Source organism: Paraburkholderia sp. J7, assembly GCF_905220155.1.
Classification (GTDB): Bacteria; Pseudomonadota; Gammaproteobacteria; order Burkholderiales; family Burkholderiaceae; genus Paraburkholderia.
The window spans coordinates 231963-252845 of record NZ_CAJMYZ010000006.1; the positions used below are offsets into that span (position 1 = coordinate 231963).

The 20883-nt window shown below is 64.6% G+C and carries 20 protein-coding genes; 1 reads left to right on the forward strand and 19 read right to left on the reverse strand.

The annotated features are described in order from the left end of the window. Window positions 1–22: 22 nt before the first annotated feature. From hflX to ndk, 10 genes are all read right to left on the reverse strand, one after another. Window positions 23–1192, reverse strand: a complete 1170-nt coding sequence (hflX, locus tag U5A58_RS12375; RefSeq protein WP_321961645.1) for a GTPase HflX — start codon at window positions 1190–1192, stop codon at window positions 23–25. A gap of 74 nt (window positions 1193–1266) precedes the next feature. Continuing rightward, the gene (gene hfq / locus U5A58_RS12380; RefSeq protein WP_027793540.1) at window positions 1267–1503 is read right to left on the reverse strand and encodes an RNA chaperone Hfq; all 237 of its coding nucleotides are present in this window, start codon (window positions 1501–1503) and stop codon (window positions 1267–1269) included. A gap of 162 nt (window positions 1504–1665) precedes the next feature. After that, on the reverse strand, window positions 1666–3003 hold the full coding sequence (gene der / locus U5A58_RS12385; RefSeq protein ID WP_321908907.1) for a ribosome biogenesis GTPase Der: 1338 nt from the start codon (window positions 3001–3003) through the stop codon (window positions 1666–1668). A 468-nt stretch (window positions 3004–3471) separates the two neighbouring features. Further along, entirely contained in the window at window positions 3472–4617 is a 1146-nt protein-coding gene (gene bamB, locus U5A58_RS12390; RefSeq protein WP_321961646.1) for an outer membrane protein assembly factor BamB, read from the reverse strand. Window positions 4618–4704: 87 nt separating this feature from the next. Continuing rightward, window positions 4705–5334 carry a tetratricopeptide repeat protein gene (locus U5A58_RS12395; protein ID WP_321961647.1) on the reverse strand — a complete coding sequence of 210 codons (630 nt, stop codon included), beginning with the start codon at window positions 5332–5334 and terminating at the stop codon, window positions 4705–4707. A gap of 78 nt (window positions 5335–5412) precedes the next feature. Continuing rightward, on the reverse strand, window positions 5413–6750 hold the full coding sequence (gene hisS, locus U5A58_RS12400) for a histidine--tRNA ligase (RefSeq protein ID WP_321908911.1): 1338 nt from the start codon (window positions 6748–6750) through the stop codon (window positions 5413–5415). 85 nt (window positions 6751–6835) lie between these two features. Then, a complete protein-coding gene (gene ispG, locus U5A58_RS12405; protein ID WP_321961745.1) occupies window positions 6836–8143 on the reverse strand; it encodes a flavodoxin-dependent (E)-4-hydroxy-3-methylbut-2-enyl-diphosphate synthase in 1308 nt (435 codons plus the stop codon). A gap of 125 nt (window positions 8144–8268) precedes the next feature. Next, on the reverse strand, window positions 8269–9483 hold the full coding sequence (locus tag U5A58_RS12410; protein ID WP_321961648.1) for a RodZ domain-containing protein: 1215 nt from the start codon (window positions 9481–9483) through the stop codon (window positions 8269–8271). Between the two features lie 211 nt (window positions 9484–9694). Further along, window positions 9695–10858, reverse strand: coding sequence for a 23S rRNA (adenine(2503)-C(2))-methyltransferase RlmN (gene rlmN / locus U5A58_RS12415; RefSeq protein WP_321961649.1), 1164 nt, complete (start codon window positions 10856–10858; stop codon window positions 9695–9697). 147 nt (window positions 10859–11005) lie between these two features. Next, the gene (gene ndk, locus U5A58_RS12420; RefSeq protein ID WP_321908916.1) at window positions 11006–11431 is read right to left on the reverse strand and encodes a nucleoside-diphosphate kinase; all 426 of its coding nucleotides are present in this window, start codon (window positions 11429–11431) and stop codon (window positions 11006–11008) included. A 316-nt stretch (window positions 11432–11747) separates the two neighbouring features. Between ndk and U5A58_RS12425 the strand changes: the two genes are divergently transcribed. Continuing rightward, on the forward strand, window positions 11748–12446 hold the full coding sequence (locus U5A58_RS12425; RefSeq protein WP_158757600.1) for a Bax inhibitor-1/YccA family protein: 699 nt from the start codon (window positions 11748–11750) through the stop codon (window positions 12444–12446). A 123-nt stretch (window positions 12447–12569) separates the two neighbouring features. On the opposite strand, the gene U5A58_RS12430 is transcribed toward U5A58_RS12425, so the two are convergent. From U5A58_RS12430 to U5A58_RS12470, 9 genes are all read right to left on the reverse strand, one after another. Continuing rightward, on the reverse strand, window positions 12570–13346 hold the full coding sequence (locus U5A58_RS12430) for an MBL fold metallo-hydrolase (RefSeq protein WP_321961650.1): 777 nt from the start codon (window positions 13344–13346) through the stop codon (window positions 12570–12572). Between the two features lie 11 nt (window positions 13347–13357). Beyond that, window positions 13358–14497 carry an outer membrane protein assembly factor BamC gene (gene bamC, locus U5A58_RS12435; protein ID WP_321908919.1) on the reverse strand — a complete coding sequence of 380 codons (1140 nt, stop codon included), beginning with the start codon at window positions 14495–14497 and terminating at the stop codon, window positions 13358–13360. A 138-nt stretch (window positions 14498–14635) separates the two neighbouring features. Then, complete coding sequence (gene dapA / locus U5A58_RS12440; RefSeq protein WP_321961651.1) at window positions 14636–15541, reverse strand: 4-hydroxy-tetrahydrodipicolinate synthase; 906 nt, start codon at window positions 15539–15541, stop codon at window positions 14636–14638. Between the two features lie 44 nt (window positions 15542–15585). Then, a complete protein-coding gene (locus U5A58_RS12445; protein WP_321961652.1) occupies window positions 15586–16218 on the reverse strand; it encodes a class I SAM-dependent methyltransferase in 633 nt (210 codons plus the stop codon). 8 nt (window positions 16219–16226) lie between these two features. After that, complete coding sequence (locus U5A58_RS12450) at window positions 16227–17429, reverse strand: tryptophan--tRNA ligase (RefSeq protein ID WP_321908926.1); 1203 nt, start codon at window positions 17427–17429, stop codon at window positions 16227–16229. 4 nt (window positions 17430–17433) lie between these two features. After that, on the reverse strand, window positions 17434–18099 hold the full coding sequence (locus U5A58_RS12455) for a site-2 protease family protein (RefSeq protein WP_321908927.1): 666 nt from the start codon (window positions 18097–18099) through the stop codon (window positions 17434–17436). A 61-nt stretch (window positions 18100–18160) separates the two neighbouring features. Beyond that, entirely contained in the window at window positions 18161–18799 is a 639-nt protein-coding gene (locus tag U5A58_RS12460; protein ID WP_321908928.1) for an L-threonylcarbamoyladenylate synthase, read from the reverse strand. Between the two features lie 179 nt (window positions 18800–18978). Then, window positions 18979–19809, reverse strand: a complete 831-nt coding sequence (locus U5A58_RS12465; protein WP_321908930.1) for a 3',5'-nucleoside bisphosphate phosphatase — start codon at window positions 19807–19809, stop codon at window positions 18979–18981. A gap of 122 nt (window positions 19810–19931) precedes the next feature. Then, window positions 19932–20825, reverse strand: coding sequence for an alpha/beta hydrolase (locus U5A58_RS12470; RefSeq protein WP_321961653.1), 894 nt, complete (start codon window positions 20823–20825; stop codon window positions 19932–19934). Window positions 20826–20883 lie beyond the last annotated feature (58 nt).

Genomic DNA, 20883 nt, shown 5'->3' on the forward strand with positions numbered 1-20883 from the left:
GCAAGGCAAAGCCGGGCGCGCTTCAGCGCTCGTGTTCGGGTTCCCAGCGAGGTTCTTCCTGCACCGCGCTCCAGTCTGCGGCCAGGGACTGCGGCGCGTCGGCAAGCGGCTCGGCAGTCGCGATTTCGGCGATGGCGGAGCGCAGCGCATCCAGTCCGACGCCCGTGCGCGCGCTCAAAAAGACGCGCGAAATATTACCATATTCATCACGCTCGACCGTTCCGCCACGGGCCGCCAGTTCCGGCACCGAGTCGATCTTGTTGAAGACCAGCACCTGACGGATCGTGTCCGCGCCGATATCGCGCAGCACCTTGTTCACCTCGTCGATCTGGTCGAGACGCACGGCGCTCGACGCATCCACCACGTGCAGCAGCAAGTCGGCCTGAACCGTTTCCTGCAGCGTCGCGCGAAACGCGGCGACGAGCTGGTGAGGCAGTTCGCGGATGAACCCAACAGTATCGGACAGCACGATCTGGCCAACTTCGTCACCGAGCCAGAGGCGCCGCGAGGTCGTGTCGAGCGTCGCAAACAGCTGGTCGGCGGCGTAGGCCTGCGCCTTCGTGAGCGCATTGAAGAGCGTGGACTTGCCCGCGTTCGTATAGCCCACGAGCGACACCGACATCGTGCGGGTGCGCTCGCGCTGACGCCGCTGCGTGCCGTGCTGGCGACGCAGCTTCGCAAGCTTGCCCTGCAGCATCTTGATGCGCTCGCCGATCAGCCGGCGGTCGGTTTCGAGCTGCGTTTCACCCGGGCCGCGCAGGCCGATACCGCCCTTCTGGCGCTCAAGGTGAGTCCAGGCGCGCACGAGGCGCGTGGCGAGGTATTGCAGCTGCGCGAGTTCGACCTGCAGCTTGCCTTCATGGCTGCGGGCGCGCTGGGCGAAGATGTCGAGGATCAGGCTCGTGCGGTCGACCACGCGACGATTGAGCGCGCGCTCCAGATTGCGTTGCTGGGCGGGCGACAGCGCGTGATTGAAGATGACGATTTCGATGTCGTTCGCTTCGCAGGCGAGACGCAGTTCCTCGGCCTTGCCGCTACCGATGAACATGGCGGCGTCGGGGCTGGAGCGTCGCCCGGTGAGCGTGACAGCAGGAGTGGCGCCCGCGCTTTTAGCGAGCAGGCTGAGTTCTTCGAGACTGGCTTCGAAGTCGGTCTTGCCGAAGTCGATGCCGACGAGTGCGGCGTTGATCAAATTAGAGGATGTCAAAATGAAAGCGGCCGGACCAGAGCAGCCTGCGAGGCGCCCCGGTCCGGCCGCGTCATGGGTCAGGACGCTTCCGTATCCGGGTGGAAATTCACCGGACGGGCCGGAACCACCGTGGAGATGGCGTGCTTGTAAACCATTTGCGTAACCGTATTACGGAGCAACACGACGTACTGGTCGAACGATTCGATGTTCCCTTGAAGCTTGATGCCGTTGACCAGATAGATCGAAACAGGCACGTGCTCCTTGCGCAGCGCGTTCAGAAACGGGTCTTGTAACAATTGCCCTTTGTTGCTCATAGCAAACTCCGTATTTTTTTGCAGGTTTAACTTATATTGGGATGAAGAAAAAGAAATCCACCACCAATCGCTACACTATAGCCGATTCTCGTTCCCCCGCGCGGTTCCTGGCGGTTCGGCCAGGCGGCCTTTGCGGGGTAGCGAACGCTATTCAGCAACAGCCTAGTTTTTCTCGGTATAGGGATTCGTCGAGGAGCGAAACTCTATGCGCAATGGAGTGCCGGTGAGCGAGAAAGTTTCCCGGAAACGGTTCTCCAGATAGCGCTTGTAGGTTTCCGTCACGGCGTCGAGTGCGTTGCCGTGAATGACGATAATCGGAGGGTTCTGTCCCCCCTGGTGCGCATAGCGCAGCTTCGGACGCACCGGGCCGCGGCGGCGCGGCTGCTGGAACTCCACGGCTTCGATGAGCGCGCGCGTGAGCTTCGGCGTGGGCAGCTTCGCCATGGCGGCGGCATAGGCGTCGTCCACCGAACGCATGAGCGGGCCGATGCCGAACTTCTCCGTCGCCGAGATGAAGCGCATTTCCGCGAAGTCGAGGAACTTCAGCTTGCGCTGCAGGTGGTGCTTGGTGCGCTCGCGCGCGTGGTCGTCCATGCCGTCCCACTTGTTCACGCCCACCACCAGCGCGCGACCCTGTTCCACCACGAAGCCCGCAATATGCGCGTCCTGGTCCGAGATTTCCTGCTGCGCATCGAGCAGCAGAATCACCACGTTGGCGTCGGCGATCGACTGCAGCGTCTTCACCACCGAGAACTTCTCGATCGCTTCGAACACCTTGCCGCGGCGGCGCAAGCCTGCCGTGTCGATCAGCGTGTACTTCTTGCCGCCGCGCTCGAAATCCACGTAGATCGAATCGCGCGTCGTGCCCGGCATGTCGAACGCGATCACGCGGTCTTCGCCGATCAGCGTATTGACGAGCGTCGATTTGCCCACGTTGGGGCGGCCGACGATCGCGATCTTGATCCCGTGCTTGGCGGCGTCCTCTTCGCTTTCCTCGGGCTGATCGGCGTACGCCTGTTCGAGCGCCTCGTTGATCATTTCCGTCACGCCGTCGCCGTGCGCCGCGGAAATCGCGCGCGGGTCGCCGAGACCGAGTTCATAGAAGTCGGCAGCCACGGCGCTGTACTTCATGCCCTCTGCCTTGTTCACCACAAGGAAGATCGGCCGGCCGGTCTTGCGCAGGTAATCGGCGATGTGTTTGTCCTGGGGCGCGAGTCCATTGCGGCCGTCGCAAATGAACACGACGATATCGGCCTCTTCCACAGCCTGGCGCGTCTGGCGCGCCATTTCGTGCAGGATGCCGTCCTTCGCGACCGGCTCGAAGCCACCGGTGTCGACCACGAGATACGGGCGCTCGCCCACGCGCCCTTCACCGTAGTGACGGTCGCGCGTGAGGCCAGGCAGGTCGGCCACCAGCGCATCGCGCGAACGCGTGAGCCGGTTGAACAGCGTGGATTTCCCCACATTGGGGCGCCCGACGAGGGCGATTACGGGTTTCATCTGATCTTTTCTACAGTAAGGCGCAGCGCCGGAGAGTCCGGCGCGCTGCGCGGCAAGCCCTGCGCCTGCGGGGCTGCATCAGTTGCAAATTATCACGAAATTCACGAGCAGGGCCGCGTCCCCGAGCCGAAAGCGCAACGCGACCGGGGCTGGACGCCGCGCAACCGCCATGGGGCGGTAACGGTGAACAGCGGGTGAACAGCGGATGAACGACGAGGTCGTGCGCGCCGCCGTCCCAAAATGCGCATGGCCGGCTTGAGCCGGCCAGCGGGTGAGGCATCGGAACCTGCCGGCTCCGGTACCTCGAGCATCTGCATGCATCGGAGCACCGCTCGTGAGGCGCTGCCAACTGCGTATGCGTGCAGTGCGCGGGGCGATGCGCGTTTCTTGCCTTGCACGCCGGCCGCGCAAGCCGGCGTCATGTGTCTCTGCGGCGCGCCCCGAAGGCGCTACCGCAGCCAACGCCACTTAGTGCGGACGCAGACCGTACAGGTCGCCGTCCTTCGTCTGCACGACCAGCGTGTTGCCAGCGAGCACCGGCGCGGCCGTGATCGGGCTGCCGTCGGTCTTCACGCGCGAGACGAAGCTGCCGTCGTCGAGCGAGAGGAAATGGACGTAGCCCTCAAAGTCGCCGAGCACAACCGCGTGGCCCAGCAATGCAGGCACGCTGACGTCGCGGCTCTTGAGCTTCTCGTTCGTCCAGGCCGGCTCGCCCGTCGACACGCTGAACGCCTTCACGACCGACCAGTCGTCGCCACCCACCACCGTAGACTCGTCCTGAGCAATGCCGCTCGTGCTCGAGAACGCCTTTTGCCACATCGGACGACCCGAATTGGCGTCGAAGCAGCCAACCTGCCCCTGGAACGTCACTGCGCAGGTCGTGGCTCCCACCAGCGTGGGCGGACCGCTCACGTCATTGATACGCTCGACTTCCGTCACGCCCTTCGGGTACGAAACCGGCGTTTCCCAGAAGGCGTCGCCGGTCTGCAGGTTGATCGCGGCAAACGAGCCGCCCGGGAAGCCGGCCAGCACGGCCTGGTCACCCGCGAACGTCATGCCCGCCGACACACGCAGATTCAGCGGCACAGCGCGGTTGCGGTAGAGCCACTTCTGCTCGCCCGTCTGGCCGTTGAAGGCGACGATCTGCCCGTCGATCGTGCGCACGATCACGAGGCCGTTGCCGACGAGCGGCGGCGAAATGACTTCACCCGGGGCCTTGGCCTGCCACGAGAGCTTGCCGTTCGAGTCGAGCACGTAGACATCGCCCTTCAGGCCGCCCACCGCCGTGAGATTGCCATCGCTGCCCACACCCGCCGAGAGGTCGTCCTTGAGCTTGGTGCGCCAGATGTCCTTGCCCGACGCGGCGTCGATCTTCGCGACCGAGCCGTTCTCGCCCGCTGCGTAGATCGCGTCGCCCACCGCGACCGGCGCGAACAGATAGCGGCCGGCCTTGCCGACGCTCGACTTCCACACTTGCTGGACATCCAGCGCCTGCTTGAAATCGGTCAGCGGTACCGGCACGCGACGCACGTCTTTCGTCGATGAGCAGGCTGCGAGAGCCAGGACGGTCATCGCGAGAGCGACGGGCACAACGGTTCGTTTCAGCAGATTCATCGGTGAACGACGCATGAATGAAGTTGGTTTGAATAGTTTCGCAATGCTGCGCGCACGCACGGCGCGCTTCGCAACTTAGCCGGCGAATTAGCCGCCGAGCGCATCCAGCTTGAACTGGATCAGCTGACGCTCGGAAGCGTCGCTCTTCGGCAGGCTGTCGAGGGCCAGCTTGTAGGACGCGCGCGCGTCGTCGCGCTTGCCGGCCGCAGCCAGCAAATCGCCACGGCCGTCGGCCACGATGCCCTTGAACGGACCCGAATCCGGTTGCGGAATCAGCGCGAGGCCCTGATCGTAGGCCTTTTCGTCGAGCAGAAGCGAAGCGAGACGCAGCTTCGCGATCTGGCGGAATTCGTCGTCCTTCGCGTGATCGGCGGCCCATTGCAGCTGCGCCTTCGCGCCTGCCGTGTCGCCCGCCATATAGAGCGCCTTGGCCACGCCGAGCGCAGTCATCTGCGCGTACGCCGTGCCGCCGAAGCGATCTTCCATGTCGGTCGCCACGCGGGTGAGCATGGCCTTGTCGCTGCTGTTCGCGGCCTGTTGCACCTGGTCGTACAGCACAGCGGCTTCAGCCGCCTGGCGGCGCTGCCAGAAGTTCCAGCCGTTCCACGCTGCGAGCGCGAGCAGAACGATCAGCACGACCCACGTAGCGGCGTTACCCCACTGCCCCCACCATGCCTTGAAGCTCTCGATCGATTCCTGTTCGTCGTGGTAACTCATCGCGTAGCGATTCCTCGTTTATTCTGAAGCCTGTTTTCGAATGCGCAGCGAACCGGGCAGCCCGTTGGGGCGGCCCTATTAATCGTCGCCGTCTTCGGCGGATGCAACCATCGCATTGATCAGATATTCGGTCAAGTCCTCAAGCGCTACCGTTTGTTGCTCGCTGCGGGCCTCCGCGGCCGTGCCGCGCAGCGCCTTCACACCGGCCTCGCCCTTGGCCACTTCGTCCTCGCCGAGCACCACGGCAAACGCCGCGCCGCTCGCATCTGCGCGCTTCATCTGCGATTTGAAGCTCGCGCTCTGACCGTCGGCACTGCAATGCAAAATAACGTCGAGGCCCGTGTCGCGCAGACGCTCCGCCACGATGAACGCCTTCTCGCGCGCGGCGTCGCCCTGGTGGACAACGTAGACATCGCAACCTTCTTCTTCCGGCACGAGGTCTTCTTCCTTGAGCAATTCGAGAATGCGCTCGATGCCCATGGCCCAGCCGCACGCCGCCGTCGGCTTGCCGCCAAGTTGCTCGATCAGCGGATCGTAGCGGCCGCCCGCTGCGACCGTGCCTTGCGCGCCGAGCTTGTCGGTCACCCATTCGAACACGGTCAGATTGTAGTAATCGAGACCGCGCACGAGACGCGGGTTGATCTTGAACGGAATGTTGTTCGACTTGAGAATGCGCTGCAGCCCTTCGAAGTGCGCGAGCGAAGCCTCGCCGAGGAAGTCGATCAGCTTCGGCGCCTTGTCTGCGATCTCCTGCAGCGCGGGATTCTTCGTGTCGAGCACGCGCAGCGGGTTCGTGTAGAGGCGGCGCTTGCCGTCTTCGTCGAGCAGATCGACGTGCTGCTCAAGGTACTTGATGAGTTCGACGCGATGCGCCGCACGCTCTTCGGCCACGCCGAGCGAGTTGATCTCGAGCTTGATGCCGGCGAGGCCGAGATCGTCCCAGAGGCGCTGGCACATCAGGATGATTTCCGCGTCCGCATCGGGACCCGCGAAACCGAGCGCCTCGACGCCCACCTGATGGAACTGACGATAGCGGCCGCGCTGCGGACGCTCGTGACGGAACATCGGGCCGATGTACCACAGGCGCTTCGGACCGTCGTAGAGCATGTTGTGCTCGATCGACGCGCGCACGGCCGCAGCCGTGCCTTCCGGGCGCAGCGTGAGGTTCTCGCCGTTGAGCGCGTCGGTGAAGCTGTACATCTCCTTCTCGACGATGTCGGTCACTTCACCGATGCCGCGCGTAAAGAGCTGCGTATGCTCGACGATCGGCGTGCGGATATTTTGATAGCCGTACGAACGAAGCATGGACTTGACCGTGGTTTCGAAGAATTCCCACAGCCCTGCCTCCTGCGGCAGGATGTCGTTCATGCCCTTCACGCCCGTGAGCTTTTCGGGCTTGCGTTTCTGTTCAGTCATTGCGTTGCGTATTGGCTTTATTCGGTTGTGCGTATCGTGACCACAAGCGGCCACAAGCGAACCAGGAGCGGCCCGGCCGCCCTGCTCAGTTCGTCGCTTCGGCCTTGCCGTACTTGCGCGCGACGTAGTCGCTCACGATCTGCTGGAATTCTTCGGCGATGCGCTCGCCGCGCAGCGTCTTTACCTTTTCGCCGTCGATGAAGACCGGCGCCGCGGGGTTCTCGCCCGAACCCGGCAGGCTGATGCCGATGTTCGCGTGCTTCGACTCACCCGGGCCGTTCACGATGCAGCCCATCACAGCGACATTCATCGTCTCGACGCCAGGATACTCGTCGCGCCAGACCGGCATCTGCGCGCGCAGATAGCCCTGGATCTGCGAAGCCAGTTCCTGGAACAGTGTGCTGGTCGTACGGCCGCAACCGGGGCAAGCGATGACCATCGGCGTGAACGAGCGCAGGCCCATGGTCTGCAGGATTTCCTGTCCGACCACGACTTCGCCCGTGCGCGCGCCGCCCGGTTCCGGCGTGAGCGAGATGCGGATCGTGTCGCCAATACCCTGCTGGAGCAGCACGGAAAGCGCCGCCGTCGAAGCGACGATGCCCTTCGAGCCCATGCCCGCTTCCGTGAGACCCAGGTGCAGCGCGAAGTCGCAGCGCTTTGCGAGTTCCTGGTAGACGGCGATCAGGTCCTGCACGCCGCTCACCTTGCACGACAGGATGATCTTGTCGCGGCCAAGGCCGAGTTCGACTGCGCGTTCCGCCGAGCCGATGGCCGACTGAATGAGCGCTTCGTACATCACGCTTTGCGCTTCCCACGGCTCCTTGCGAGCGCCGTTCTCGTCCATCATGCGCGCGAGCAGGTCCTGGTCGAGGCTGCCCCAGTTCACGCCGATACGCACCGGCTTGTCGTACTTGATGGCCGCTTCGATCATCTGCGCGTACTGCGTGTCGCGCTTCGCGCCCTGGCCCACGTTGCCCGGGTTGATACGGTACTTCGAGAGCGACTCCGCGCAAGCGGGATAGTCGCGCAGCAGCAGATGGCCGTTGTAGTGGAAGTCGCCGACGAGCGGCACCATCACGCCCATGCGGTCAAGCTGCTCGCGGATGTACGGCACGGCCGCCGCGGCTTCCGGCGTGTTGACCGTGATACGTACGAGTTCCGAGCCCGCCTGCGCGAGCTCCTTGATCTGGATCGCGGTGCCGATGGGGTCCGCGGTGTCGGTGTTGGTCATCGACTGCACGCGCACCGGCGCGTCGCCGCCGATCGTCACCAGCTGGCCGCCCCAGCGCACATGCACGGCATGCGACTTGCGGCGCGGCGCGTGGCCGCCGAGGACCGGCTCGGTCGAGCAGATCTGACTGTTGCTGGTCGAGGATTGCGTTTCGCTTTGCATCGAAAAACCCATTTACGCCTCACGCGCGCTTATCGCCAGCTAGTTGGCGACGGCACTGCGTGAATTGAAAAAGCGTCGCGGCAGGCAAGGAGACTTGCCCGGCCGCGACGCGTGCCATGTCTTGATCAGGGCAGCACGAAGCGCGCAACGTTGCCGCGCGCCGACGCGTACTTCGACGTGTCGACCGGCTGGCCGTCGATGGTCATCGACTCGATGCCGGCCTTGTTGCCCACTGTGACCTTGAGCGGCTCGGTGCCGGTGATCTCACGCGCGTCGCTGCCGTGGATCATGCCCGAGAAAACTTCCTTGCCATCCTTCTGACGCACGCTGACCCAGGTGTCCTGCGTCACGCGAATCGCGAACGTCGAAGTGTCCGCGCCGTTGTCGGCTGCCGCGTTCTGCGCTGCCGCTGCGGCCGCTGCACTCGCCGCCTGGGCGTGCGCTGCGCTCGCCGCGTTGGCAACGGCAGCCGCCGGCGCTGCGCTTGCAGCGGCGGGCTTCGCGGCCTGGGGCGCCGGCTGAGCCGGTTGCGTTGCCGGTTGCGTTGCCGGCTGCGTCGCCTGTGGCGCCGGTTGCGTAGCCTGCGGCGCCGCAAGCGGTGCGCTCGCGCCTGCGCCTTGATCGGGCGCGGCATTGGCGTTGTCGCCCGCATCGTTTGCGTCGCCGGCTTGCGGCGTAGCCGGCTGATCGGTGCCCTCCGCGGCCGAAGCGCCTTCGCTACCGGTCGCGGCGCCCTGCGTCACCGTGGGCGAGGACGCACCCGGCTGCACGCTCGCGCCATTTGCCATCGCCTTCAGGCGAGCAAACCACGCCGACGATTCGCCACTATTCGTGTGCCACATGGAAAGTGCGAGCACCGCGACCACGATGATCGCCACGCCCCACAGCCACGAGGCGCGACGGCGCGGCGCACGTGCGCCACCGCCGCCGAGCGAGAGGGAAACGCGGCCGCGCGGCAGATCGGAGCCGGCCGAAGCGGGCATCGACAGATCCGGCTGCGCAATGCCGCGCTCGCGGCGCAGCGCTTGCGTGAACGGCGCAGGATCGGTGCCGAGCAGCTTCGCGTAGGCGCGCACCACGCCCAGCGCGAACGTCGTGTCCGGCAGATGGCTGAGATCGCCCGCTTCGAGTTCGCGCAGCTTCGACACCGCCACTTTGAGGCGCGCCGAGACATCTTCGATCGCCCAACCCTTGGCCTCGCGCAGCTGTGCAAGACGCGCGCCGGCCGCAGCCAGTGTGTCGGGCACGGCCTGCACCGGCGAGGGCGACGCGCCCGGCGCCGAACGACCTGCGTTGCTGTCAGTTCCGTCTGTCCCGAAAGGGTGCTGCGGCTCGCTCATCCCAAAGTCCTTGCGTCGATTCTTTTCATACTGGAACCGGTGGGGCACGTCCCGCCCCGCGTCTACCCGATTCGCAGACCGTTTATAACAAAATGCGCGGCCACGTTGTAAAACCTTTGGCCGCTTGCGATCGCTTCTGCAACGTTTCTTTACTACCGCCTACGACCGCGCGTTTCCCCCGCACGCCGCCGTGGGCCCTCCTCATGCCGGCTCAGTGCCGAACCGGCCGTACTTCGATGACCTTGCCCGCGTTCCGGCTCATGCGCTCGGTAAGGCGCGTGCGGTCCTTCACCTCGCCGGCGAGCTGGCCGCAGGCCGCGTCGATGTCGTCGCCGCGGGTCTTGCGCACGGTCGTGACGACGCCCGCATCCATCAGAATCTGCGCAAAGCGCTTGATCTGGTCCGATTTCGAGCGCAGCAAGCCCGACTCGGGGAACGGATTGAACGGGATCAGATTGAACTTGCACGGCACGTCACGCGTGACGGCGAGCAATTCGCGCGCGTGCTTTTCGGTGTCGTTGACGCCGTCGAGCATGCAGTACTCGAACGTGATGAAGTCGCGCGGCGCGACTTCCAGGTAGCGCTGGCAAGCTGCCATCAACTCGCGCAGCGGGTACTTGCGGTTGAGCGGCACGAGTTCGTCGCGCAGCGCGTCGTTCGGTGCGTGCAAGGACACGGCGAGCGCCACGGGGAGTTCGGCCCCGAGACGGTCCATCATCGGCACGACGCCCGAAGTGGAGAGCGTGACACGCCGGCGCGACAGGCCGTATGCGTTGTCGTCGAGCATCAGGCGCATGGCCGGCACGACCGCGTCGTAGTTCAGAAGCGGCTCGCCCATGCCCATCATCACGACGTTCGTGATAACGCGTTCGCCCTTGCCGTCACCGCCGGTCGCGCGCCCGCCTGCCTCGCCGAGCAGCGAGGCACGGAGGGCGAACTCCGCCATGCGCAGCTGGCCGATGATTTCGGCCGTGGTGAGATTGCGTGAAAAACCTTGCTTGCCGGTCGAACAGAACCGGCAATTGACCGCGCATCCCGCCTGCGACGACACGCACAGCGTGCCGCGGTTGTCTTCGGGGATGAACACGGTTTCGACCGCGTTGCCGTTGCCGACATCCACGAGCCATTTGCGCGTGCCGTCGGAGGAAACGTTGTCGCTAATGATGCCGGGCATGCCGATGGTGGCGCGCCCTTTGAGCTTCTCGCGCAGCGATTTGGCGAGATCCGTCATGCCGTCGAAGTCGGCGGCGTTGTACTGATGGATCCAGCGCTGAAGCTGTTTGGCGCGAAACGGCTTCTCGCCCAGGCTCTCGCAATAGGCGACGAGCCCTTGGGCGTCGAGATCGAGAAGGTTGACGGTGGAACTGCTCGTCATATCGAATCCTGCCATTTCAGTGCGAGAGCGCGCCCACCGCCCGCGTTGCCCAACTGCCTGCGCACTTGCGCGGCACCGGGAACTGGACGGTGAGCGTCATCGCCGTTCGCGACCCTATGCTACTACTGCAATCTGCCCGCGCTGTGCTTAGCGCGAGTAGACGTTGACTTGCGGGAAGAAGAACGCGATTTCCACGGCAGCCGTTTCAGCGGCGTCCGAACCGTGAACGGCGTTCGCGTCGATGCTGTCGGCGAAGTCGGCGCGGATCGTGCCCTTGTCGGCCTTCTTCGGGTCCGTTGCACCCATCAGATCGCGGTTCTTCAGGATGGCGTTCTCGCCTTCGAGTGCTTGAATCATCACCGGGCCCGAGACCATGAAGTCCACGAGGTCCTTGAAGAACGGGCGCGCTGCGTGAACAGCGTAGAACTTCTCGGCGTCAGCGCGCGAGAGGTGGACCATGCGGGCGGCAATGACCTTCAGACCAGCGTTTTCGAAGCGGCTGTAGATCTGGCCGATCACGTTCTTTGCCACTGCGTCCGGCTTGATAATCGACAGGGTGCGTTCGATCGCCATAAAAGCTCCAAAAAATTAAGAGGTTACAGATTCAAATGAATCCGCAATTGTAGCATGTTCCCATGTATGATTGCGATTGAACCCTCATAGCCCGGCAAACTGGCGCTAATGAGCGCAATTCAGACACAAGCGCCGCGCCGCCGCAGGTTTCAGAGAGGCTTAAGATTGACGGCATAGTCTGTACGCAAGCGCTGTAGAAACATAACGGAAACTGTGTGGCAACCCGTTGAAACTCTGGGTCAGCACACTTATCTTATGGGGGAGCGGACCGCGCACCTGCGCACCCTCACCCACGCGTCTCACGCAAGGAGAAAGCATGAACGAGTATCCCTATAACTTCGGCCGCGGCGGCACCGTCACCTCGGCGGAGACCCGCAACCGCGTGCTGCGCAACACCTATTGGCTGCTCGCGCTGTCGATGGTGCCGACGGTGCTCGGCGCGTGGGTGGGCGTCGCGACCGGCTTCTCGCTTTTTGCTGCCACCAGCCCGGCCATGAGCCTGCTCGCGTTCTTCGCGATCGCTTTCGGCTTCATGTTCGCAATCGAGCGCACCAAGGACAGCTCGGTGGGCGTGTTCGTGCTGCTCGGCTTCACGTTCTTCATGGGCCTGATGCTTTCGCGCCTGCTGTCGTTCATCCTCGGCTTCTCGAACGGCCCGCAGCTCATCATGCTCGCATTCGGCGGCACCGGCATCATTTTCACCGCCATGGCCACCATCGCCACGGTCAGCAAGCGTGACTTCTCGGGCCTCGGCAAGTGGCTCTTCATGGGCGTGATCGTGATCCTGCTGGCCGGCGTCGCGAACATGTTCCTGCAACTGCCCGCGCTGATGCTGACGGTTTCGGTGCTCGCCATCGCAATCTTCTCGGCCTACATGCTGTTCGACGTGCAGCGCGTCGTGAACGGCGGCGAGACGAACTACATCTCGGCGACGCTCGCGATCTATCTGGACCTCTATAACGTGTTCACGAACCTGCTCGCCATCCTCGGCATCTTCGGCGGCAATCGCAACTAAAGCGCAACCAAACCCTGGCGGGGCCGGATCGACAGATCGCCGGCCTCACCATGCAAAAAGCCCATGACTTTCGTCATGGGCTTTTTTTCGTCCACTCGTTTGGTTGCCAGGCGAGCGCAGGACTTAGAGCGCGATCCAGTCAAATCCTTCGGCTTGCGAGGCGACCCCGATTTCCGTCGCGGCGTTTCCCATAACCGCGGCCATCGCCGCGCGCGCAAGCTCGGGAGTGTTGTTCTGCTGGCTCAGGTGCGCGGCGATCAAATGCCGCAACTTCGTACGATCGAGCCCCGCGAGGATGTCGCCGGCCGCCTCGTTGTTCAGGTGACCATGCGACCCGCCAATACGCGCCTTCAGCGATGCGGGATAGCGGCTCGCCGCGAGCATCTCGAGGTCGTGGTTGCATTCGAGCACGAGTGCGTCACAACCGCTCAGCACGCTACTGATATGCAATGTCGATTCGCCGACGTCGGTCAGCACGCCAAGCCGGCTCGCGCCGTCGCTGAACACGAACTGCAGCGGCTCGCGGGCGTCGTGCGGCACCGTGTAGGGCAACACGCCAAGTTCGCCAATTTCGACTGCTTCATCGCCCCACAACACGTTGAGTTCGACGCCTGCGGCATCGTCGGCGCCGACGGCCTGCGCGGTGCCCCAGCTCATGTAGAGCGGAATCGACCAGCGGCGCGCCAGTGTGAGCGCACTGCCGATGTGGTCGCTGTGTTCGTGGGTAATGAGAATCGCGGTGAGCGAGTCGGCGGCCAGCCCCGCGCGGGCGAGGCGCCGCTCGACTTCTTTCGCTGAGAATCCGCAGTCGAGCAGCACGCGCGTAGGCGTCGTGCCGCTGCCTGCTTCTACGACCAGTGCGTTGCCCTCGCTGCCGCTGCCGAGGCTCGCAAATCGCATATCAGCGCACGTCAGTTCAGCTGCGCATGGAGCGCGGAAACGATACGTTGCGCGTCCGAGGACGTGTCGATGCGGCCGGTCTGGTCGACCACGGCAACCTGAGTCGAATTGCCCGTCGAGCGAACCGCCACGACGTATTCCGGACCCTGATCCTTCGCAGCCTTCTTCGGGTTATAGAAAAGCTTGCCGAGCAGGCCGTCGCCCTTGAGCTCCTGCATCGAGTCGGCGTAGCGCACGTAGTAGAGGCCCTTCTCGCGGTCGCGGTTGTCGACCGTGAAGTTCGTGCGGTCGAGCGCGAGGCCCACGCGCAGCCACGCGGTGTCGAACGCTTCGGGCAGATCGAGCGTCGTGCCGTCAGGACCGGCGGCGACCTTGACGCCCGCCGTCGACGGACGCGCATCGGTCAAAAGTTGCTTGGACTGTGCGTCGGTCAGGCCAAACTTCTGCATGATCTTCGCGAGGAACGCGGCTTCGAGCGCCGGATCGCGCGGACGCTCCACCCACTTCGAGCCGGTCTTGTCCTGGCCCGTCAGCACTTCTTCCATCGCGTTATGCGTGACGGAAATATCCGTCTGACCGTCCGGGCCACGCGAGACCAGCACGCGGAAGCGATCGCGCGTGCCCGACGAGTACGCGAAGTCGATCACGCGGCCAATCGTGCGGCGGAACCAGTCGTCCGGAATGTTGGCGCGGTTTTCCGCCCAATCGGTCGTCATGATGCCCGTGGACGGCGAGTCGGTCGTCAGCGTGAAGCCGTTTTCCGTCCAGAATTCCTGCAGCTGCGGCCAGACGTCGTCCGGCGAGCGGCCGTCCACCACGAGCCAGCGGCGGTCGCCGTCGCGCTCGACGTGCATGCCGAACGGATCCTGCGTACTCGGCACGCCGAGCGTGGCGTTGCCGGCCGGCGTGACCGTGCGCTGGGCAGCACCGCCAAGCGTGACCGTGGGCGGCGGCGCAACGTACTTCTGGTCGCTCGGCGCCGACGACAGATCCTGCGGCACGTTCAGCGGCGGCGCGGTCGGCGTGTCCTTGTAGTTCACGCGATCGGACGCGAACATGTCGTTCAGCGACTCGCAGCCTGCGAGCGAGCCAAGTGCAAGCGCCAGCACCGCCATGCGGGTTGCGTGGAGGGAAAAAGCGGAACGTTTCATGTGGGCCTTCGTGTGATACGGGAACGCTAAGCCTTGCTCTGCGAGACGGTCGGTCCGAGGTCGGTCCGAGGTCTTTCAGTGATTGGGCGGCTGGGCCGTGGCGGCGTCGGTTGAAAAATCGGCGACTGGCTGATCGGATCAGCCAGCCAGACCGGCTTCGCGCAGCGCGGCACGCACCACGTCGTGGTAGCGCGCGTCGAGCGGCGTGAGCGGCAGTCGGATGCCGCCTTCGATGCGGCCGAGTTCCTGCAGCGCCCACTTCACCGGAATCGGATTCGATTCGATGAACAGGTTCTTGTGAAGCGACAACAGCTTCATATGGATCGCGCGCGCCGTCTTGACGTCGCCGGCGAGCGCGGCCTTGCACAGGTCGCTCATCTGGCGCGGCGCAACGTTCGCGGCCACCGAAATATTGCCGTGGCCACCGAGCAGCATCAGCGCGATCGCCGTGGGATCGTCGCCGCTGAAAATCTTGAAGCCGTTCGGCGCATGCTTGATGAGGTGCGCAGCGCGGTCGATGTTACCCGTCGCTTCCTTCACCGCGATGATGCCCGACACTTCGGCCAGACGCAGGATGGTCTCGTTCGCCATGTCCGCGACCGTACGGCCCGGCACGTTGTAGAGAATGACCGGCAGATCCACGTCCTCCGCGATCTTCGCGAAGTGACGGTACATGCCTTCCTGGGTCGGCTTGTTGTAATAGGGCACGACCTGGAGCGACGCCTGCGCGCCGACTTCCTTTGCGTGCTTCGTGAGTTCGATGGCTTCGGCGGTGGAATTGCCGCCGGCGCCCGCGATGATCGGCATACGGCCGGCAGCGTGCTCGACCGCCGTCTTGATCATCAGGATGTGCTCTTCGACGTCAAGCGTGGCGGACTCCCCGCTCGTACCGACGACGACGAGGGCATCCGTCCCCTCTTCTACGTGCCAGTCGATCAGTTTGCGGAATGCCGGCAGGTCGAGACTGCCGTCTTCGTGCATGGGGGTGACGATCGCGGGAATGCTGCCTTGCAGCGTAATGCCGTCCTGAGTGCCGTTAGCCATGAAACGCCAGAAAAATGAGTCGGTTAAACCGCGATTGTAGCGGATTAGCCGGTCAGATCGTAACGCGTTACGGGTAGTACCTGGTTCTCGGGAACATTACCGGCTCTTTCGGGGGACGCTGAGGTCGTTTTTTCCCGTACCGCGCAGATGCGCTGAATATACGCCTCACGCGGCTGCGAAAGAAATCCGTCCTGATAGGCGATTACCCGCAGCGCGGGCGTGCAGACTGCCAGCAACTCGCCGGGAACCAGCAGGAAAGCGGGGTTCGATGGCTTGCCGACCGTTTCGTTGCCCTGCGCGAAGGTTTCGTAGATCAGGACGCCGCCCGGCGCCAGCGCGTCAATGAGACGCGGCATGAGCGGGCGGTGCAGGTAGTTCGTGACGACCACGGCGGCAAAACGGGCATCCGCCGCGAGCGGCCAGGGCGCGCCTTCGAGGTCGCACTCTAATGTCGCAACGCCCGCCACGTCATGCAGCGTGGCAAGCGCGGCGGCATCGCGGTCGAGCGCCGTGACCGGATGGCCCTTCCCCGCGAGCCAGCGGGTGTGCCGGCCCGCGCCGGAGGCCACGTCGAGCACCGTGCCGCCGGGTGCGATCAGGTGCGCCCAGCGGCGCACCCAGCGCGAAGGCTCGGAGAGCCCGTGGGCCAGCGAAGCGGCAGCAGGCGTCGACGTCATCAGCTCGATCAGCTGTACGAGAGGCCCATGGCCTCGCGTACGTCGCGCATCGTTTCGTTGGCGAACTTGCGCGCCTTGTCGCAGCCGTCCGCAACGATTGCACGCAGCAGCGACGGGTCGTCCATGTACTTCTGCGCGCGTTCGAGCATCGGCTGCTGCTCACGCAGGATGCCCTCGATCACCGGCTGCTTGCATTCCAGGCAACCGATTCCCGCCGTACGGCAGCCCTTTTGCACCCAGTCGTGCGTCTGTTCGTCCGTGTAGACCTGGTGCAGCTGCCACACCGGGCACTTGTCCGGATCGCCCGGATCGGTGCGGCGCACGCGTGCGGGGTCGGTCGGCATGGTGCGGACCTTCTTCGTGATCGACTCGGCGTCTTCGCGCAGGCCGATGGTGTTGCCGTACGACTTCGACATCTTCTGGCCGTCGAGGCCCGGCATGCGCGAAGCTTCCGTGAGCAGCACCTGCGGCTCCGGCAGGATGATCTTGCGCGAGCCTTCGAGGTAGCCGAAAAGACGCTCGCGATCGCTCATCGAGAGGCTTTGCGACTCCGAAAGCATCGCGCGGGCTTGTTCGAGGGCCTCTTCGTTGCCTTCCTGCTGATAGGCGTTGCGCAGCTCGTGGTAGAGCTTCGAGCGCTTGCCGCCCAGCTTCTTCGCCGCTTCGTTGGCCTTCTCTTCGAAGCCCGGCTCACGACCGTACATGTAGTTGAAGCGGCGCGCCATTTCGCGCGCCATTTCGACGTGCGGCACCTGGTCCTCGCCCACCGGCACGAGCGACGCGCGGTACAGCAGGATGTCGGCGGCCATCAGCACCGGGTAGCCGAGGAAGCCGTAGGTACCGAGGTCCTTGTCGCGCAGCTTCTCGATCTGCTCCTTATAGGTCGGCACGCGCTCGAGCCAGGACAGCGGCGTGCTCATGCCGAGCAGCAGCGCGAGTTCGGCGTGTTCGGGCACGCGGCTCTGGATGAAGAGCGTGGCCTGGTTCGGGTCGATACCCGAGGCGAGCCAGTCGATCAGCACGTCCCAGACGTTCTTCTCGATGACATCCGGCGTTTCATAGTGCGTGGTGAGCGCATGCCAGTCGACCACGCAGAAGAAGCACGGATACTCGGACTGCAGGCGCACCCAGTTTTTCAGCACGCCGTGATAGTGGCCGAGGTGCAGCGACCCGGTGGGCCGCATGCCGGAGAAGATACGGTCTGGGAACATGATGTTATGAAAAGAGCGACACAAGAGGGGTAAGGATGGCGGTGACCGCGGCGTAACCTAGACTTACGAGCGGGCGCAGCCAGAATCGCGTGAAGATGCCACTCACGAGCAACCCCATCACGATGATGAAACCATAGGGCTCGATACGGGCGAGCGCAATGCTCGCGCGCGTGGGCAACAACGCCCCGAGCACGCGGCCGCCGTCGAGCGGTGGCAGCGGAAAGAGATTGAGCACGCCAAGCACGAGATTCACGCCCACGCCGGCAGCGGCCATGCGCGTGAAGAACGGCTCATCCACGCCGAGCACCGCGAGCGCCACGCCGAACACGCCCCATACGATGGCCTGCACGAAGTTGCACAGCGGCCCGGCTGCCGCGACCCACAGCGTGCCCCAGCGCGGATCGCGCAGATTGCTGAAGGCGATCGGCACGGGCTTCGCGTAACCGAACACGAACGCGCCATTCGTCAGGAAATACAGCACGAGCGGCATCGCGATGGTGCCGATCGGGTCGATGTGGCGCATCGGGTTGAACGAGACGCGACCGAGCACGTACGCGGTGTTGTCGCCGAGCATGCGCGCGACGTAGCCGTGCGCAGCTTCGTGCAGCGTGATCGCGAAGATGACCGGCAACGCGTAGACGACGATCGTCTGAATCAGATTGGCTTCCATGGCGGGCTATTGTATCAATGCGTCAATGCGCTCTGGCCGCGTTCACACCGTGCAAGTTGCGTCATGCCTCTTCCTCTTCGATGCCGAAGGGCGCCAGCGCGCCCCGCCCCGGCCGCACGAGCACCGGTTCTTCACCGGTGAGATCGATCACGGTGGACGGCTCGCACGGGCACGCCCCGCCGTCGATCACGAGATCGAGCTGTTTTTCAAGGCGCTCGCGAATCTCTTCGGGGTCGTTGAGCGGCTCGGTGTCGGGCGGCAGGATCAGCGTGGAGGCAAGCAGCGGCTCGCCCAGTTCTTCGAGAATCGCCAGCGGAATCGGATGTCCGGGCACGCGCAGGCCGATCGTCTTGCGCGACGGATGCGACAGACGCCGCGGCACTTCTTTCGTCGCCACCAGCACGAATACGTACGGGCCCGGCGTCACCGACTTGATGAGCCGGTACTGGCGATTGTCCACCATGGCGAAGTTCGCGAGTTCCGACAGGTCCCGCACCATCAGCGAGAGCAGCGCCTTTTCGTCGAGCCCGCGGATGCGGCGCAAACGCTCGGCCGCGTGCTTGTCGTCGATGCGCGCGGCGAGCGCGTAGCTCGAGTCAGTGGGCAGCGCGATCACGCCGCCGTCGCGGATGATCTCCACCGCCTGCTTGACGAGGCGCGGCTGCGGGTTTTCTGGATGAAGCCGAAAGAACTGGGACATGGCAGTAATCAGCTAACGAATGGCGAAGAAAAACGGCGGCGGTGAAAAACTGCGATGCGCTGCGCGCAAACGGCAGGCAACTGCACGTAGTACCACAAAGTGACGACAAAGCGGGATTGACCGGCGCGCAGCGCCTTGCAGCAAAGGGACGGGTCAGTGGGCCACGCGCCATGCGCGGCCTACAGCCATCGCTCCCAAACAGGCTTGAGATCGGAAGGCAACGGCGGCAGCGTGCCCGGCTCGATCGCGTCGGGCCCGGGTGCATGGAAGTCCGAACCGCGCGACGCTTCGAAACCAAAGCGCCTCGCCACGGCCGCGTACTCGCCGTACTGACTGGGCGTATGGCTGCCGGTGACCACTTCGATGGCCTTGCCGCCCAGATCGATGAACTCGCCGAAAAGCGTGTCGAATTCGAGCTGGGTGTAAGCGTAGCGGCCCGGATGCGCGATGATCGCCTCGCCGCCGGCCGCCTTGATCCACGAGACGGCGTCGGCGAGCTTCGCCCAGCGGTGCGCGATGTAACCAGGCTTACCTTCCCCGAGCCAGCGCGAAAACGCGTCCTGGGTGTTCTGCGCCCGGCCGCTTTCTACGAGAAAGCGCGCGAAGTGGGTACGTGAGATCAGGTCGGGATTCGAGACATACTCGAGCGCGCCTTCGTACGCGTCGGGAATGCCGAGTTCGCCGAGCCGCTCACCAATCGCTTCGGCGCGCGCCGCGCGGCCGTCGCGCGTGCGCGCGAGTCCGTCCACCAGCGCGGCGCACTCGGTATCCACATGCAAGCCAACGATGTGCACCGTGCGCGACGCCCAGGTCACCGATATCTCGACGCCGCACAAATAGCGCATGCCGAGCGCTTCGGCCGCCTCGCGCGCTTCGCGCTGGCCGCCGAGCACGTCATGATCGGTGAGCGCCCACAGGTTCACGCCGCCCGCTTTCGCCAGCTGCGCGACGGCAGCGGGGGCCAGCTGGCCGTCGGAGACAGTGGAATGACAGTGGAGATCGGCGTTCATTGCATGTGGGAAAAGGGTGAACGCTCATTTTACTGCAACGCAGTGAAGTCGTCGGGCGGCGCCTCGTGCGCCGTCGTCGCCCGTATGAACACGCGATGCACAACGCCCGATGCGCCAGTCACTCAGGCGCAGAACGCCTCAATCAGGCGCGCGACCTCTTCGGGCTGGTCGTGGTGCACCATGTGACCCGCCCCGTCGACGAACCGCTCGCGCCAATCGGGAAACGCCTCGAAGCGCTTCTTGAATTCGTCGATGGGCACCGCCCCCGCGAGCCGCGCGAGCGTTTCGGAGCCGGCCGCTTCGACGTGCAGCACGCGCGCACTCACCTTCGACCAGATCGCCATCACTTCGTCTAGCTGATACAGCAGCGGCCCGCGCATCTTGTGCGCCGGATCGCCTAGCAGCACGTAGCCGCCCTCGCCGTCCGGCTTCGACCAGTGTTCGGCAAGAAAGCGCGCGCGCGGGGCGATCAGACGCGGATTCGTCTTCACGAGCCGCGCGGCTACGTCGTCCAGCGACGCGTAGGTACGCAGTTGCGGCGGCGTACGGACCTCGTCGAGCCACTCGCGCACGCGGGCCGGCGCCTGTCTCGGTGACGTCGCCGGCAGGCCGAAACCCTCCAGATCGACCACGCGCCGCACGCGCTCGGGCCGCACGCCCGCGTACAGGCAAACGATGTTCGCACCAAGGCTGTGTCCGACGAGATCGACCTGGCCCTCCGGCGCGTAGTGCGCGAGCAGGGCATCGAGATCGGCAAGGTAGTCGGGGAACCAGTAGTTGCTGCCCTGCCCCTGCGCAACGGGCCAGCCGGAGAGGCCGAAGCCGCGCAGGTCGGGCGCGATCACCTGCCAGTTGCCGCCGCGTGTGTCGAGCGCGTCGACGACGAACTGGAACGACGCCGCCACGTCCATCCAGCCGTGCAGCATGAAGAGCGCGGGGGCGCTCTCTTCACCCCAGCGGCGCACGTGCAGCCGGATGCCATTGACATCGACGAATTCGGAACGGGATTGATTCATTTGCGCCGCCGCAAAAAAGAATGATCGTTCGATTATATAGGCGCTGAGCGTCTGCGCC